The sequence below is a fragment of the Pseudomonas sp. TH41 genome (assembly GCF_016650695.1).
Classification (GTDB): domain Bacteria; phylum Pseudomonadota; class Gammaproteobacteria; order Pseudomonadales; family Pseudomonadaceae; genus Aquipseudomonas.
Genome location: NZ_JAEKFH010000005.1, coordinates 106,092 through 121,153, shown reverse-complemented (window position 1 = coordinate 121,153; position 15,062 = coordinate 106,092). Strand labels below are relative to the sequence as shown.

Annotated in this window: 13 protein-coding genes; 5 read left to right on the top strand and 8 right to left on the bottom strand. The window is 57.6% G+C overall.

All coding sequences use genetic code 11. From position 1 onward, the window contains the following. Positions 1–184: 184 nt before the first annotated feature. Positions 185–1,186, bottom strand: coding sequence for an AraC family transcriptional regulator (locus JFU37_RS19035; protein ID WP_201117360.1), 1,002 nt, complete (start codon positions 1,184–1,186; stop codon positions 185–187). 443 nt (positions 1,187–1,629) lie between these two features. Between JFU37_RS19035 and JFU37_RS19030 the strand changes: the two genes are divergently transcribed. The 3 genes from JFU37_RS19030 to JFU37_RS19020 all read left to right on the top strand — a co-directional run bounded on the left by JFU37_RS19030 (position 1,630) and on the right by JFU37_RS19020 (position 4,830). Beyond that, positions 1,630–2,562, top strand: coding sequence for a bile acid:sodium symporter family protein (locus JFU37_RS19030; protein WP_201117358.1), 933 nt, complete (start codon positions 1,630–1,632; stop codon positions 2,560–2,562). 263 nt (positions 2,563–2,825) lie between these two features. After that, a complete protein-coding gene (locus JFU37_RS19025; RefSeq protein ID WP_342214955.1) occupies positions 2,826–3,734 on the top strand; it encodes a fumarylacetoacetate hydrolase family protein in 909 nt (302 codons plus the stop codon). 262 nt (positions 3,735–3,996) lie between these two features. Beyond that, on the top strand, positions 3,997–4,830 hold the full coding sequence (locus JFU37_RS19020; protein ID WP_201117355.1) for an enoyl-CoA hydratase/isomerase family protein: 834 nt from the start codon (positions 3,997–3,999) through the stop codon (positions 4,828–4,830). Between the two features lie 152 nt (positions 4,831–4,982). Here the strand turns inward: JFU37_RS19020 and JFU37_RS19015 are convergent, their stop codons facing one another. Both JFU37_RS19015 and JFU37_RS19010 read right to left on the bottom strand, forming a co-directional pair. Then, on the bottom strand, positions 4,983–6,101 hold the full coding sequence (locus JFU37_RS19015; protein WP_201117353.1) for a glycosyltransferase 61 family protein: 1,119 nt from the start codon (positions 6,099–6,101) through the stop codon (positions 4,983–4,985). Between the two features lie 74 nt (positions 6,102–6,175). Further along, positions 6,176–7,330: a hypothetical protein gene (locus JFU37_RS19010; protein WP_201119473.1), complete on the bottom strand. Its 1,155-nt coding sequence runs from the start codon at positions 7,328–7,330 to the stop codon at positions 6,176–6,178. Positions 7,331–7,687: 357 nt separating this feature from the next. Here JFU37_RS19010 and JFU37_RS19005 point away from each other — a divergent pair, with 357 nt between their 5' ends. Together JFU37_RS19005 and JFU37_RS30735 are read left to right on the top strand one after the other, a co-directional pair. Next, positions 7,688–8,140 carry a hypothetical protein gene (locus JFU37_RS19005; protein ID WP_201117351.1) on the top strand — a complete coding sequence of 151 codons (453 nt, stop codon included), beginning with the start codon at positions 7,688–7,690 and terminating at the stop codon, positions 8,138–8,140. A gap of 145 nt (positions 8,141–8,285) precedes the next feature. Beyond that, on the top strand, positions 8,286–8,585 hold the full coding sequence (locus JFU37_RS30735) for a hypothetical protein (protein WP_242485779.1): 300 nt from the start codon (positions 8,286–8,288) through the stop codon (positions 8,583–8,585). A 291-nt stretch (positions 8,586–8,876) separates the two neighbouring features. Here the strand turns inward: JFU37_RS30735 and JFU37_RS19000 are convergent, their stop codons facing one another. The 5 genes from JFU37_RS19000 to JFU37_RS18980 all read right to left on the bottom strand — a co-directional run bounded on the left by JFU37_RS19000 (position 8,877) and on the right by JFU37_RS18980 (position 15,058). Then, a complete protein-coding gene (locus JFU37_RS19000) occupies positions 8,877–10,316 on the bottom strand; it encodes a DHA2 family efflux MFS transporter permease subunit (protein ID WP_201117348.1) in 1,440 nt (479 codons plus the stop codon). 85 nt (positions 10,317–10,401) lie between these two features. Beyond that, positions 10,402–11,673: an OprD family porin gene (locus JFU37_RS18995; protein ID WP_201117346.1), complete on the bottom strand. Its 1,272-nt coding sequence runs from the start codon at positions 11,671–11,673 to the stop codon at positions 10,402–10,404. 71 nt (positions 11,674–11,744) lie between these two features. Next, positions 11,745–12,950 carry a 3-(3-hydroxy-phenyl)propionate transporter MhpT gene (mhpT, locus tag JFU37_RS18990; RefSeq protein WP_201117344.1) on the bottom strand — a complete coding sequence of 402 codons (1,206 nt, stop codon included), beginning with the start codon at positions 12,948–12,950 and terminating at the stop codon, positions 11,745–11,747. A 148-nt stretch (positions 12,951–13,098) separates the two neighbouring features. Continuing rightward, entirely contained in the window at positions 13,099–14,109 is a 1,011-nt protein-coding gene (dmpG, locus tag JFU37_RS18985) for a 4-hydroxy-2-oxovalerate aldolase (protein ID WP_201117342.1), read from the bottom strand. A gap of 10 nt (positions 14,110–14,119) precedes the next feature. Beyond that, positions 14,120–15,058: an acetaldehyde dehydrogenase (acetylating) gene (locus tag JFU37_RS18980; protein ID WP_201117340.1), complete on the bottom strand. Its 939-nt coding sequence runs from the start codon at positions 15,056–15,058 to the stop codon at positions 14,120–14,122. Between the last annotated feature and the right edge of the window lie 4 nt (positions 15,059–15,062).

The window sequence follows — 15,062 nt, the reverse complement described above, 5'->3', positions numbered from 1 at the left end:
CTGCCAGGGAGCACTGGGTGGATAGCATCGGAAACAGGGCGGAAAGCGTTCGTTGGAGGACCTGTGCCGAATGCATTGGCCGCCCTCAATCGCTGCCGAGCGGACGAGGGCACGGAGGCACCTGACTCGATTGGCGAAATCCTATCCGCCGCTCATGTACTTGGCGAGCGCATCGCTCAACTCTCTACAGACTTACCCGATACTCATTAGGTGTGGTATTGAACCAACGGCGGAAGGCGCGGAAGAAATTGCTTGGAGCAGCGAAGCCCAGCAGATAGGAGATTTCCTGCAGGGTCAGTTCGGGCTGGATCAGGTACTGGCTGGCCAGCTCACGGCGAGTACCATCGAGCAGTTGATGAAAACCGGTTCCTTCCGCTTGCAGGCGGCGCTGCAAGGTACGCTCGGACATAAACATTGTCTGGGCCACCACTTCGCGTTTGGGCTCACCTTGGGGTAGCAAACGGCAGAGCAACTGACGTACCTGGTGGGTGATCTGGCCGTCCGAAAAACGCGCCAGATATTCGCCGGCGAAGCGTTCGTGCAATTGCGCCAGAGCTTCGTTAGCAGAATGCAGCGGGGCATCCAGATCGGGGCGGTCGAACAACAATGCATAGTGCTCGGCATTGAACATCAGCGGTGCTTGAAACACCTCGCAATATGGCTGCAGATTAGCTGGTGCAGGCCCGCTAAAGCTGACAAGGCGAGGAGTCAATGGGCGACACGCTAGCCAGCGGCAAAAGGCCAGAATATAGGCCAGCGACCCCTCCGCGCTTTCTCTGGCAGAAGGCAAGCGATCGCCATGAATTGCCAGAGTCAACTCATAGCCATCCGACGTAGGGTGAAAGCTGAGATCTGCGCTCTCCCCAATGATGCGCTGATAGCGGACCAGACTAGAAATGCCCTCATGCAAGTTGCGGCTGGACATCAATGCATAGCCGACCACATGGAAGGAGGCTGGCCGCACCACCTGGGCCATGTTCAGTGCAATGACCGGATTTCCAGAAACCTCTACTGCCAGATGCCATAGGCCCGTCATGCCATCCTGTGGGAAGCGTGCTTCGGGATCGCTCAGGGCGGAGTAATCCATCCCAAGACGTTCGAACAGAATGCGACAGTCGACCCCGCCCATTTCCAGGGATCGGACAATGGCGCTAGCCCAGCCGGAGGAAGTAGTACGCTGATTCATTTGCAGACTCCTACTCGATTCAGGCGCAGCCGTTTTACACCAGCACCAATACTCGAGACAACCGCTTGTGACGCGGGTGCAACAGCGCCCAAAGAGGCTGACCTGTCCCGCCCCTTTCGGTGGTGTTACAGCACCGCGCGTTAGCGCCACAAGGGTATATAGGCGGGATTTTTACGGTATCCAGGAGCGCCGAAATACCGCCTCTCCAATGATATTGATGTTTCAAGAGGCATCTGTCTGACCGGCAAGGCAAATAGTCTGGCTGGCAAGGAGAATATTGTCCGCGCCCCTCCATCACTAGACTCCCCGGCAGCCCAATCAACGCAAAGGTTACAACCAATAACGTACCGGCCGGGTACAAGCTTCGGTTTGTCTGGCCAGACCACCAGGCCCTTTGCATCCCGGTTAACCGCCGGGCTTGCCTCGCTGCGAGTACAACAATAATGATGGCATCGCCCTTGCTGACTACATTCCTCCCAATTGCCCTGGGCATCATCATGCTCGGACTGGGGTTGTCGCTCACCCCGGCGGATTTTGTCCGGGTCGTGAAGTTTCCCAAGCCTGTCTTGATCGGTCTGGTCTGCCAGCTAACCCTACTGCCGTTTTTCTGCTTCCTTATTGCTAAGTGTTTTGGGCTGGCACCGGAACTGGCCGTGGGCCTGATGCTCCTGGCGGCCTCTCCAGGCGGTACCTCTGCCAACCTCTACAGCCACTTGGCACACGGTGATGTGGCACTGAATGTCACCCTGACGGCCGTGAACTCGGTGGTCGCGATTCTCACCATGCCATTGCTCGTCAATGGGTCACTGATGTACTTCATGGCAGACGGTCAGGCCATTCCATTGCAATTTGCAAAGGTCGTGCAGGTATTCGCCATCGTCTTGGTACCGGTCGCGGTGGGCATGCTAGTACGCAAACTGGCGGCACGCTTTGCGTTACTCATGGAGCGCCCGATGAAGATCATTTCCGCGCTGTTCCTTGTAGTCACCGTAGTGCTCGCCTTGGTCAAGGATTGGCAGACGGTATTGGACTACGCCCCTGTAGTAGGTATGGCCGCATTGCTGTTCAATTTGCTCAGCCTCGGCATCGGCTACTGGGTGCCACGCCTGTTCCAGTTGCCGCAGCGCCAGGCAGTGGCCATCGGCATGGAAATTGGTATTCACAATGGCGCTTTGGCTATTGCCCTGGCGCTTAGCCCGACGCTGCTGAACAACCCGACCATGGCCATTCCGGCAGCCATTTACAGCGTCCTCATGTTCTTCACCGCTGCAGCTTTCGGTTGGTGGGTCAATGTGACCCATGCCAAGGAGCTGGCAATTAAGGTAAGCGTCCCGGCCTCAGTGGCGGAGAAGCCATTTGACTTCCCCATCATTTAGTTCCCTCCGCTATGCCTCAGATGCCAGCCCATATCGGCTAGTGCCGCAAGTCGTGGTCGTCGCGCACGATGAAGGCCTCTTGCATCCAGAGCTGGTAGCGTCAGCTGAGTGAGAAGAGCATGCCTATGTGGATGCGACGACAGCAGACGCCTATGTGTCGGCAAACCGTACATGCGAAATGGGGTTGCGGCATGTTACGGGTAAATCCTACGAGTCTTTCGTCTTTCGTCTTCAGTCTGGAGCAGTGCACCGGGGATACCTGAGTGCGCCGTGCCCCCCCATTAACCGATCTCACTTTAATTGAAGGGCAGATTATGAAATTTATGCGCTTTGCCAAAGAGGGTCGTGTCGGCCTCGCTGCTTCGGCAAGAGGAGAAGAGTTCTATGGATTCTTTCTCGCTGACATTCCGGAATTTGGCGACCTTAGTAACGCTCTACTTGCAGGCGAGGAAGCAGTCGCTTCGCTTGGTGCACGCCTTTTGCAAGGAGAGCCCGTCGACTTCGCAACCTGCGAGCAACTTCCCCCGCTCAGTTCCCCCGGAAAAATCGTGTGTATCGGATTGAACTACCGCGACCACACGAGCGAGGCGGGTTTAGTACAACCAGATTACCCAACCATTTTCTCGCGTTTCTCCTCGAGCCTCATCGGACACCGCCAACCAATCGTCCGGCCAAAAGTGTCCCAAAAGCTCGACTACGAGGGGGAGGTAGTCATCGTTATCGGTAAGGGTGGCCGGGCAATTCCGAAGGCCTCGGCGTTAACGCATGTCTTTGGATACTCTTTGTTCAACGATGCGACCCTGCGCGACTATCAGATGCGTACGCCCCAATGGACTATGGGCAAGAACTTCGACGGTACCGGCTCATTTGGTCCTTACATCGTGACGGCAGATGAACTGCGTGAGGGTGTGAAGGGGCTGAAACTGCAAACGCTGCTGAATGGCCAAGTCGTTCAGGAAGGCAATACCAACGACATGGTTTTTGATGTGGCGACGCTCATCGAAACTGTCAGCGAAGTGATGACACTGGCCCCCGGAGACCTGATTGTTTCAGGTACCCCCTCCGGCATCGGTATGGCGCGTACACCGCCGCTGTGGATGAAACCAGGTGACACTTGTGTTGTAACTTCGGAAGGTCTCGGGAGTTTGGTGAACCCTATCGTAGATGAATAATTGAACCCAGCGCGTTTGACGTCCTCATGTTGGGTGTTCTGCGGCCTGTGGCGGAACCGGTCACCATTTTTACGCTGGCGAGTGCACAGACAATTTCTGTATCGCCTGTGTTGCCACGAGAGTTTTGCATCGGACGGTTTTTGGCATTGATTTCGAAACTAGCGAGTCAACATACCCTGCGTAAGGTCACGAGAACAAGAACCAGAACATAAACCAAGCAGAAATGGTTTACCGAAACGATCACCGAAATGGAGGCAGTATCATGCGATATTCTGACTACAAGTGTTTCCGGTTTAGGTTTGATTCTGGAGTTGCATTCGTCAGCATCAATCACCCGCCGATAAATCTTCTTGATGAAGTACTGTCGCTGGAATTCGACAATCTTGGTAAAGAGCTCGAGGTCGATGAGAGCATCCGAGTCGTGGTCCTGCAGAGCGAACTTCCTGAATTTTTTATAGCTCACTCTGGATTGGGGAGGGTCGGAGCCGCTCCCAAAACTGTTTCCCATTCCCGCAGTTTTCGCCTTACACAGATGATCGGTGAACGGTTCAAGAACATGCCTAAGGTAACCATTGCAAAAATCGAAGGACGGGCTCGGGGAGGAGGGTGTGAAATTGCACTGGCTATGGACATGTGCTTTGCTGCCCTAGGCAAAGCGGTTTTCTCCCAGCCAGAGGTCGCGGTTGGGCTTGTTCCGGGCGGTGGCAGTACGCAAAGATTGCCACGGCTCGTCGGGAGGGCGCGCGCCTTAGAGGTGCTTTTGGGTTGTAACGATTTTTCGGCGGAACAGGCGGAACGTTATGGCTTTATCAATCGAGCATTGCCGGCGGAGGAGTTGACACCTTTCGTCGAGGAACTGGCTCACCGTATCGCCTCATTCCCTGCGCATGCCATCGCTCATACCAAGGCGGCCGTGGATGTTGGAGCATTTGGCTCCTTGGCAGAGGGACTGCTGGTTGAAGCTCATGAGTCAGATTTAAGTGTCGCTCACGATGTGGCGCAAGCGCGTGTGGCGGAAGCATTGAAGGTTGGTGCTGAAACTTATGAAGGTGAGCTGGAGATGGACTTTATGTCGAAACTTTCCCCGCTGTACTAACAGCGTCATTGCGGATTGCCATTTGGCGCAGTGGGCGTTGCATCGACGGGATGCGCAGTAAAAACCCGCTGAACCGGTAACGGTCAGCGGGTTTTTTGGGGGAGGGGGCAGCAGGTTTTGGAAGTCATTTTCAGACATTCCCCAGGCCGCCGTCATGAAGGGAACAGGTCCAGTGTGCGCTCAACTTCTTCAACGTCGATTTTGAAGCCATCGCCCTCTGGTGTTCCGACCACAAAGCCAAAATTCTGGTGGTCGCGATCCGTCAGGTACTTGTAGTAGCTGACGAAACGGTTCGGTGGCTGCAGTGCCAGCAGCGAACCACCCGGCTGAAGTACATTGATACCGTGTACGAGCTGGCTTCCTTCGACCCCTACCACGGTCCGCGCTCCGGCACAGGTCGCCACTATGGTCGGGACATCGGATTTTGAAGGGTCGATGATGCGAAATCCCCGGCTCTTACGCAGATGTTCCGCGAGCTCAAGTTCATTGCGCATAAAGCGCACTTCACCGCCGCTACCCCGCAGAATGAACACGCCAGGGTGAGCGTCATGGCTCACGTGCGACAGTAGCTTTTCACCCATGGCACGGAAACGTGAATACCGGCTTCGGTTGTTGCTCATATCGTCGAAAATCACCAGCTCACGAAAAAACGCGCTGTGCGAGCGGACCGGTTTCATACCCAGCCAGTCCTCATAGGCGGGGCCTTGGGGAAAGAGTGGAAATCGGGTGGATGGCGCGGTAGTCACGGGGACGCCTTCGTTGCATGCCAATGGATAGGTCACGCAGTCTTCCATCAACCAGGTGCCGAACCATGTATTGCCATTTTGCGTGCAGTAGACGGCTGCACGCTCGAACTCGTGTTCCACGGAAATTCGTGGAAACATACTCGGCTTGAGGGACACCCAGAGACTGGCATTGTCCTTGTAGAGCGCGCCATCGATAAGCCAGACATCCTTGATCAAGTAGCCACGTGTCGGGCCTTGTTCGACGCTGCCCAGCCCATTCATTGTGCGAGCGGGGTGCTCGAAGGGATAAAAGCGCTTCGCTTCCCATCCTGTCACGCGTTCCATTTGATTGGGCAGGAAGAACGCCGACGGAGCATGCGATGTCTCGCCCGGAGCAATATCCCAGCTTTTCAATGCGACGCTTTTTAAGTCGATCTCCGCCTTTCGTGCGAGTCTTTTTCTTGCAATATATTTGTAGGCGGCCAGGGTCCATTTTTTTCGATTGCTCGCGGTCGACGTGCTTATTTCGGAGACATCGCTTTCCATAAAGAGTCCTCCCAGCGGGATAGGGTCAATCGTCAGGCGTGATGAGCTGTATCTAATTCAATCCTGGAAATTGCTCAGCTGGATGGAATCCTTTCCACAATGGGCAGGGTTTGCAAATTGGCGTAGCGACTGCGCAAGGTTTCAAGAAATTGTTCGCCCGAGCTCTTGGCGCAATAGAGATAAATTTTGTGCAATCCGCCAAATACCATTTCGTGATAACGGGTGGCGACTTCCTCATCGCTTGGCCCGTCCGGTAAGCCAAGGTGCAGGGTCAATTTTTTTCCTTCGACAGCGAACAGCGGCGTGCCCCAGAGGAATTTGGCTATATCTGTCTTGGGCAGCCGGACAAACATATAAGCGTGGTTTCCCAAGGAATCAATATCACCGCCGCGCCTTCTTTTCCATTTCAGAAGGCCGTCATCCGGCCGTGCCAGGCAAAGACCGATGTCGTAATAATCGAAGCCGTTATCTATTGCCCATTCAAGGGCCATGAAAGTGGTAATCGAGTTGACTTCGCGCAGCCGCTTGGCATCTGAAAAAACCGCCTCGCAATAGCCGAAACGTACTGTGCTCCAGTAGCGTTTTCCGCCCCGTGTTATGACACAGCCAAGGTGGCAGGCAACAACCTCGTCACCGAGCATTATCAGGTCAAGCCGGCCAACAGTCTTGGCTATCCTCAAAATCTCCTGCGTGGCAAGTTGCGCAGCGTGGATGCCTTGCCTTGCCGAGGCATAAGGGCGAAGCATTTCCCTGTCTGCCTTTTCAATTTCTTCATCCAGCAGGGCCTGACGCATTCGGTAGTGCGGTCGGTTCTTGCGAATACTTCGACGCAATTCGCTATCGTATTTTGCGGTGATATCCTCGATGGATCGCCCCAGCGGTACGACGGCGCTCAGATAGAGGGGGACAGACAAGGCCCCTGAGCTCGGCGCTTCACTGACCACTACCACATGATTCGACGCTGCAGGTTCCGGTTCGCCGTCGACCATGGGGGAATCCCCTGGCGACTTGCCCCCTATGAGCAGCTTGGCCATCGCCCGCTGCTTTTTCCTTCCGATATAGAGGATTTCGTAAGGACTTTCTTTCTGCAATTTGAATCTGGCAATTTCCCAGCGCCAGAAACACGCGCGTCCAAGGATGTCTCGCCACCAGGTTGCAGTGTTTCTTATCTCATAACGTATTGAAGGCGATATCAGTTTTCGGATAGCGGCCAACAAACTCTCTTTCATTTCATCATCATCCATTGAGCTCTCTGGCTGGGTAGATCAGGAAGAGAACAAGGCGGAACTTCAATAAGCGTGTTTAAACCTTATGTGGAAGACCTATTTGATGAGGTGGCGCTCAGATATTCTGTATCGATTAAAGGTGCTAGGTAGAGACTTTGCAAGGGACATTTGGGGGGGCATGCGACCCTCAATCCAGGTAGCACCCAGGGTTACCGCCCATGAACTAGACTGTTTCGGACGTCAAAAGCCCAGAGGTCATAGCGGCACCCTCAACTCCGCTGGTTGGGCGGGAGGCGATGGCGAGTCGCTCGATCAAAGACGTTTCAGCACGCGTTCACCCATTCGTGAAGGAGGTTCGCAATGAAGCTCAGACACTCACTTGCAGTCCTGATGATCACTGCAAGCCTCTTCGGCTGTACCACGTCATCAGACCATGGAGTGTCCGTTACTCTGGTTGCCACCCGGCAGAACACTGGTCAGATCGGCAATGTAACGTTGACAAGCTGGGACAAAAAAACCGGGCTCAGTTTCTTCATCAGTGGTGTTCCAAGCGGCGCCTCTCTGCCGTTGCGCCTCTACTCCTTCATCAATAAAGGCAGCTGCCAGCAACCTGGGCCAGTCGCCTTCGCAATGAATGATCAGGTCAACACCGAACGCCAGCCCGTACGCGGCTGGGCTTTTTCACGAAGCGCACCGGTCGAACTGCCCGTTCTGCTCTCCGGTGAGTACTCCATTGTTGTGCGAAGTGCACCGGACAGTGGCAACGTCGATATTTTTTGTGGAGATATCAAGCAAGGAAGCGCGGTGAAGTAGCCACGGCGATGTCGACCCGCCCCTGGAAAACGCACCCGAATGCGCAAGGTCCGCTAAACCGACCCGGTGGCAGGCGCAACACCGTCTAATCTAAATAGTGCGGGCTACAAACACGCCGCTAGCCTCTTGATGAAGGGGAAATGGGATGGCCGGAAAAACAACGCGCCAATGCTTGTCCTGGGTCCTGCTTTCCCTGCTCGCCATTAACTTGGCGCTGACAGCGGGGTGTGCAGGCAAACCTGCCACGGCTCGCTATTCGGCCTCGAGCGTAGGCTCAAGCTGCTATGCAAAAGCGCTACCCACTGCAGGCGAGGGCGGCCTGGCTTGGGGTTCCACCTTGAGCATGGCTCGCCAAAAGTCCCTGGATAATTGCATACGCTATGCCGGCCGATCCGGTGGTACGCCTAATACTTGCCAAGTGGTGTTGTCGGAGTGCAAGCATTGAGTGAGCGGCAGCGAGGCGGGCTGTCCGGATTGTGGTCAAGTCAGTATCAGTGGGCATAACGGCGTGGTTTTCACGCTGATCCGTATTTTCCGTCACCTTCTGCATCTGTAATGCACCCAGCCCCCGGCTCACAATGACGGCACGATCCGCCGTTCGGTCGCGGCTGCACGGCACACTCATACGTTAGGAGGCCCCAATGGGCAAGATGGCTATTTTTCTCGGTGGATTTCTGTTGTTAACCATTTTGATTGGTGCGCTTGCCACGATCTCTCCCGTGTGAAGAAGGCCTCATCAAGGGCGCTTCAAGACACTTTCCCCCGCATGCCTGGGTAACCTGAGCACATCAATCAGTGCAAGCAACCCCACCAGCGCAACGCCGAGAAAGGCCACTCGAAAGTCGGCGATCTGGGCCTGCAGGTCGTGGTTTTGCATGGACATGGAGGCGCGCAGCAGCAGTGCGGCGACGGTCACTCCCATCCCCATGGCCAGTTGGAAAAACATACTGAACAGTGCCGAAGCCTCGCTCATACGCTCCTTGGGGACGTCGGCAAAGCCGATGGAGTTGTAGCAAGTGAATTGCATGGATCGCGATAGTCCGCCGGCGAATAGCACGGCGGCGATCAATGCGAAGGGGGTCTGTGGGGTGAAGAACGCGCAGGCCACGATCGAAACCACACCGATGACGCCATTGACGAGCAGGACGTTGCGAAAGCCATAGCGCTGCATGATTGCCGTCGTAAACGGCTTCATGGCGAGGTTGCCGGCGAAGACCGCTAACACCAGGAGGCCGGCGTCGACGGGGGACAACCCGAACCCGACCTGGAACAACAGCGGGAGCAAAAACGGCAAGGCGCTGATTGCCAGGCGAAAGAGCGATCCGCCAAAGATGCTGACCCGAAAGGTGTTGATCGACACGGTGCCGAGGGGCAACAGCGGGCTGGCGTGATGCCGACAGTGATGCACCGCCCACACGGCAAGGATCACACCCGCAATCACCAGTCCAAACCCCAAAAACATCGCGTTGCCGTCCTGGCTGCCCAACCATTCCAGACCGCCCAGAAGGGAGGCGCAGGCGCCCGCCAGCAAGGCGAATCCTTTCCCGTCAAATGTGCGTACGTTTTCTTCACGGCCTTCGGGTACAAGCCAAAGCGCGGCAATCAACGCCAAGACACCGAGTGGCAAGTTGACGTAAAAAATCCATGGCCATGACGTATGGGTAACGATCAGGCCGCCCACTAACGGCCCGAGGATAGGGGCTACCAGGCCGGGCCAGGTAATCACCGCAATCATGTTCACCAGGTCTTTTTTGTCGGTGTTGCGAAGAACCGCCAGGCGTCCCACCGGCACCATCAGCGCGCCGCCAATGCCCTGTAGCACGCGAGCCAAAACGAACATTTCAAGGTTTTGGCTGAGCCCGCATAAAAGAGAGGCGAGGGTAAAGACCACGATTGCCCCGGCGAACACCCGCCGTGCGCCAAACCGGTCGGCGATCCAGCTTGAAAGTGGAATGAAGATCGCCACCGCGAGAATGTAGGCAGTGATCCCCACGTTCATGTCGACTGGCGTAATCCCGAATGCCGTTGCCATGGTTGGCAGGGCCGTCGCGATGACCGTCGCGTCGAGGTTTTCCATAAAAAAGGTCACCGCGACAACCAGCGCGATCAAGCGGGTTTGCACGCTGAGACCCGCCTCGGTGGCGACACTTGAATCTGGCGTGGCGGGAGGCTTCACCAATGTGATCCTTTTCCAGGCGTTTTAAACAGAAGACTTCGCCCTGTCTTTTACCATCCTGGGTCCACTCACAGAAGGGTGAAACTCACCAAAGCTTCCATGTGTAATCGACATTCACCCGCAGCTCATTATCATCCCGATGGCTGGCCTGGGCGGTGAAGTCGTTGCGGTACCAGGCGTTGCGTACGCGCAGAGCCAGGCCCTTCAGGGGCGTGCCCTGCAGTACGTACGACAGCTCGATATCTTTTTCACTTTCTGTCAGGTTGGAGCCCCCCAGCTTGGGCAACTCGATATTGTCGCCGCTCACGTAGCGCAGCATGCCATTGAGTCCCGGCAAGCCCATGGCCACGAAATTGTAGTCATACCGCACCTGCCAACTGCGCTCCTTGGGGTTGAGAAACTCCGAGCTCAGCGTGCCTTCGGTGATCACCAGTGGCTCGGTGCCGAACAGATAGGGCATGGCGGTCTTGCCGGTCAGTTGCATGTAGCCGGCACCGAATTTGTGGGCCCCCAAGGCGTACGTCAGCATCAGGGCCGCATTGCGGTTGTCCACCGGGCCGGCCTTGGCGGCGCCGTCTTCACCGGTGACGAACAGACGAAAGTCGCTTTTCAGGCTGCCGGGCCCCATCGGACGATTGTCGATAAAGCCGTAGAAGTCCTTGCGGTACAGGTCAGCAAGTTCTGCGTGGTAGTACTTCAACGTCAATTGTGGCGACCAGGCATAGTCGCCGCCAAGGAAGGAAAAGCGGTCCGACTCGGCGGCGCCATTGAAGCGTCCGTTGGGTGAGCCCACCGACATTTTCTGGTAGTCGGTGGAGTCGCGCAGGTTGATGCGATCCAGCCAGCCGAGGTGCAGGGTCAGGTTGTCGATTTCCTGGGACTTGAGGTAAGCGCCGCGGAAGGTCTGTGGCAGCAAGCGGGTAGGGCTGGCGAAGGCGACTGGCAGGACCGTGCTGATGGTGCCCAGTTGCAACTCGCTTTTCGAGGCCCTGACCTTGGCGGTCAGGCCCAGCTCTGAATATTCACTGGCCGGTTCGTGGGTGATTGGGTTGGATGGCAGCAGGCCGGTTCCCGTGCGATCAGGCGAAGAATCCAGGCGTACGCCCAGTAAACCCTGAGCATCCAGGCCGAACCCCACAGGTCCATCGGTGTAACCCGAGCGCAGGTTGAGGATGAAGCCTTGCGCCCACTCACGGGCAGCCGCCTGGGGCGTGGTGTTCACGTAGTTGCGGTCGAAGTAATAGTTGCGCATCGTCAGATCGGCGTGGCTGTCATCGACAAAGCCGCTGGCGCAAGCCTGACCAAGGAAAAAAACGCAGGTGCAGGCGCTGAGCGCCCCAAGAGAAGTCCTGAGCATGGCAGTGTTCACTTTTATTGTTGTAGGGATATACCCGCGCCTTCGCGGCGCGGGGTTTTACGGATGGGGTGTCAGTCGGGGCTGGAGCCGTTGCGTCGAACCGACAGGTAAAACATCGCCAGTGCCGCGATGACTATCCCCGGTGCCGAGGCCATCATCACGCCGGTCGTACCGGTGCCCAACGCGAGCATTTTGCCGGCCACCAGCGGGCCACTCATCGCGCCCAGCCGACCAATGGCGACCGCACTGCCCACGCCCGTGGCGCGTACCGCTGGTCGATAGAAATGCGGTGCCAAGGCATACAGCACGCACTGCCCGCCGGTGGCGAAAAAACCGGCGACGAAACCGGCCACCAGCATGCTCTCCAATTGGCTGGACATGCCCAGAGCGGTCAGCGAAGCGAGAATGCCGACATAGATCAGTGCCGACAGGGCCCAGGCCGGCAGTCGGTCCATCACCCAGCCCAGCAGCAAGGTCCCGGTCGCAGCGCCAAGTTGCAGGGCAAACATCACCCAGCTGGCCTGACGGCCGCTGAAACCCTGGCCGACCAACAGGCTCGGCAGCCAGTTGATCAGGATGTACACGACCATGAGCGTAAAGAAGTAACTCACCCAGATCATAGCGGTCGGCAGCGCCGCGCCCTCGCGGAACAAGCCCTTGACCACGCCGATGGGGGCGACGCCCTGGACGCTGCGAAACTGCGCCGACTCCGGCAGATAAAGCCCCAGCAGAGGCATGATCAACAGTGGAACCAGGCCGCCCACGTAGAACACCACCTGCCAGCCGCCGGCCAATTGTGCAATGCCGATACTGGCCGCCACCGCGGCACCCAGCGGCACCCCGCAATACATCAGGCTCACGGCCATGCCACGCAGACGTGGGCCCGCCACTTCACTGGTCAGGGCGATCAGGTTGGGCAGGGCGGCGCCCAAACCCACACCCGTCAGGCAACGGGCAACCAGCAAGCTGTTGAAATCCCAGGCCATGGTCGTGATCAGCGAGAACAGCCCGAACAGCGCCACCGACGCCATTAGTACACGTTTGCGCCCGATGCGGTCAGCCAGCAGGCCGCCCAGGAAAGCACCGGGCAACAGGCCGAAAATCCCGGCGCTGAACACCCAGCCCATGTGTAACTTATCCAGCTCGAAAGCGGCCGCCATGCCTTGGGCGGCAATTCCGGAGGCCTGCAGGTCGAGGCCTTCCATCAGGGCGACGAGGAAACACAGAGCGATGGTCCGCGTCATGTGCAGCGGTGTTGTCAGGTTGAACGTTGTCATGGGCAGTACCCGTTTTATTGTTGTTATGTCAGCCAGAATGCCAACCCTGTGGGAGCGAGCCTGCTCGCGATGGCGGTGGGTCAGTCAACGCATCGGTTGAAGGTCATAACCATTCGCGAGCAGGCTCGCTCCCACAGGTTGTGTGGTGTTAATGCTTGAGCAGGTCCAGCGCGACATCGACGATCATGTCTTCCTGACCGCCGACCATGCGCCGTTTGCCCAGTTCGACGAGGATGTCGAGGGTCTTGAGGCCGTACTTGGCCGCAGCGATTTCGGCGTGACGCAGGAAGCTCGAGTAGACGCCGGCATACCCCAGCGCCAGGGTCTCGCGATCGACCCGCACCGGACGGTCCTGCAACGGGCGGACGATGTCATCGGCGGCATCCATCAGGGTGTAGAGGTCGGTGCCGTGGTTCCAGCCCAGACGTTCGGCGGCGGCGATGAACACTTCCAGCGGCGCGTTACCGGCCCCCGCGCCCATGCCAGCCAGGCTGGCGTCGATGCGGTCGCAGCCCTCCTCGACGGCGGTGATCGAGTTGGCCACGCCCAAACTGAGGTTGTGGTGCGCGTGCATGCCGGTTTCGGTTTCCGGCTTGAGCACCGCTTTGAAAGCGCGGAAACGGTCGCGCACGTCCTGCATGTTCATCGCGCCACCGGAGTCGGCCATGTACACGCAGGTCGCGCCGTAGCTTTCCATCAGCTTGGCCTGAGCGGCCAACTGCTCGGCCGGGATCATATGGCTCATCATCAGGAAACCGACGGTGTCCATGCCCAGCTCGCGGGCATACTCGATGTGCTGTTTCGACACGTCGGCTTCGGTGCAATGGGTGGCGATGCGCACCACGCGGGCACCGGCGTTGTAGGCCGCTTTCAGGTCATGCACCGTGCCGATGCCGGGCAACAACAGGGTGGTGATTTTGGCGTGGTTGATGACATCGGCCGCCGCTTCGATCCACTCCAGATCGGTGTGCGCCGCGAAGCCGTAGTTGAAGCTCGAACCTTGCAGACCATCGCCATGGGCGACTTCGATCGAGTCGACCTTGGCCTTGTCCAGGGCGCGGGCAATGTCCTGCACGTTTTGCAGCGAATACTGATGGCGAACGGCATGGCTGCCATCGCGCAGGGTGACGTCGGAGATATAGATTTTCTTACCGTTCATGTCGGTTTCCTCAGGCGTTCAGCATCGACTGCGCCATGCGCTCGGCGGTGGCCAAGGCAGCGGAGGTCATGATGTCGAGATTACCGGCGTAGGCCGGCAGGTAATGGGCGGCGCCTTCGACTTCGAGGAACACCGAGGTCTTGAGCCCGGAGAATTTGCCGAGGCCGGGAATGTTCAGCGGCGCGTCCTCCGGGATGACGTCGAACTGGACTTTTTGCTTCAGGCGATAGCCCGGCACATAGGCCTGCACGGCGGCGGCCATCTCGACAATCGAGGCCTCGACCTCAGCCTGGTCGGCCGCTTCGGACAACACGAACACGGTGTCGCGCATCATCAGCGGCGGCTCGGCCGGGTTCATCACGATGATCGCCTTGCCCTTGGCGGCACCGCCGATCACCTCGATGGCTTTGGAGGTGGTTTCGGTGAACTCGTCGATGTTGGCACGGGTGCCGGGACCGGCCGATTTGCTGGCAATCGAGGCAACGATTTCGGCGTAGTGCACCTTGGCCACGCGCGAGACGGCGGCGACCATCGGGATCGTCGCCTGGCCACCGCAGGTGACCATGTTGACGTTGAGTTGGCCGAGGTTCTGCTCGAGGTTAACCACCGGTACGCAATACGGACCGATGGCGGCCGGGGTCAGGTCGATCAGGCGAATGCCAGGTTTGATCGAGCGCAGGAACGCATCGTTCTTCACATGGGCACCGGCCGAGGTGGCGTCGAACACGAAGTCGATGTCCTTGAACACCTCCATACGGGTCAGGCCTTCGACGCCTTCATGGGTGGTGGCCACGCCCATGCGCAGGGCCCGGGCCAAGCCGTCGGAGGCCGGGTCAATGCCGACCATGACCGCGATTTCCAGGTGTTTGGCGTTACGCAGGATCTTGATCATCAGGTCGGTGCCGATGTTGCCGGAACCGACGATGGCGACTTTGAGTTTTTTGTTCATTGTG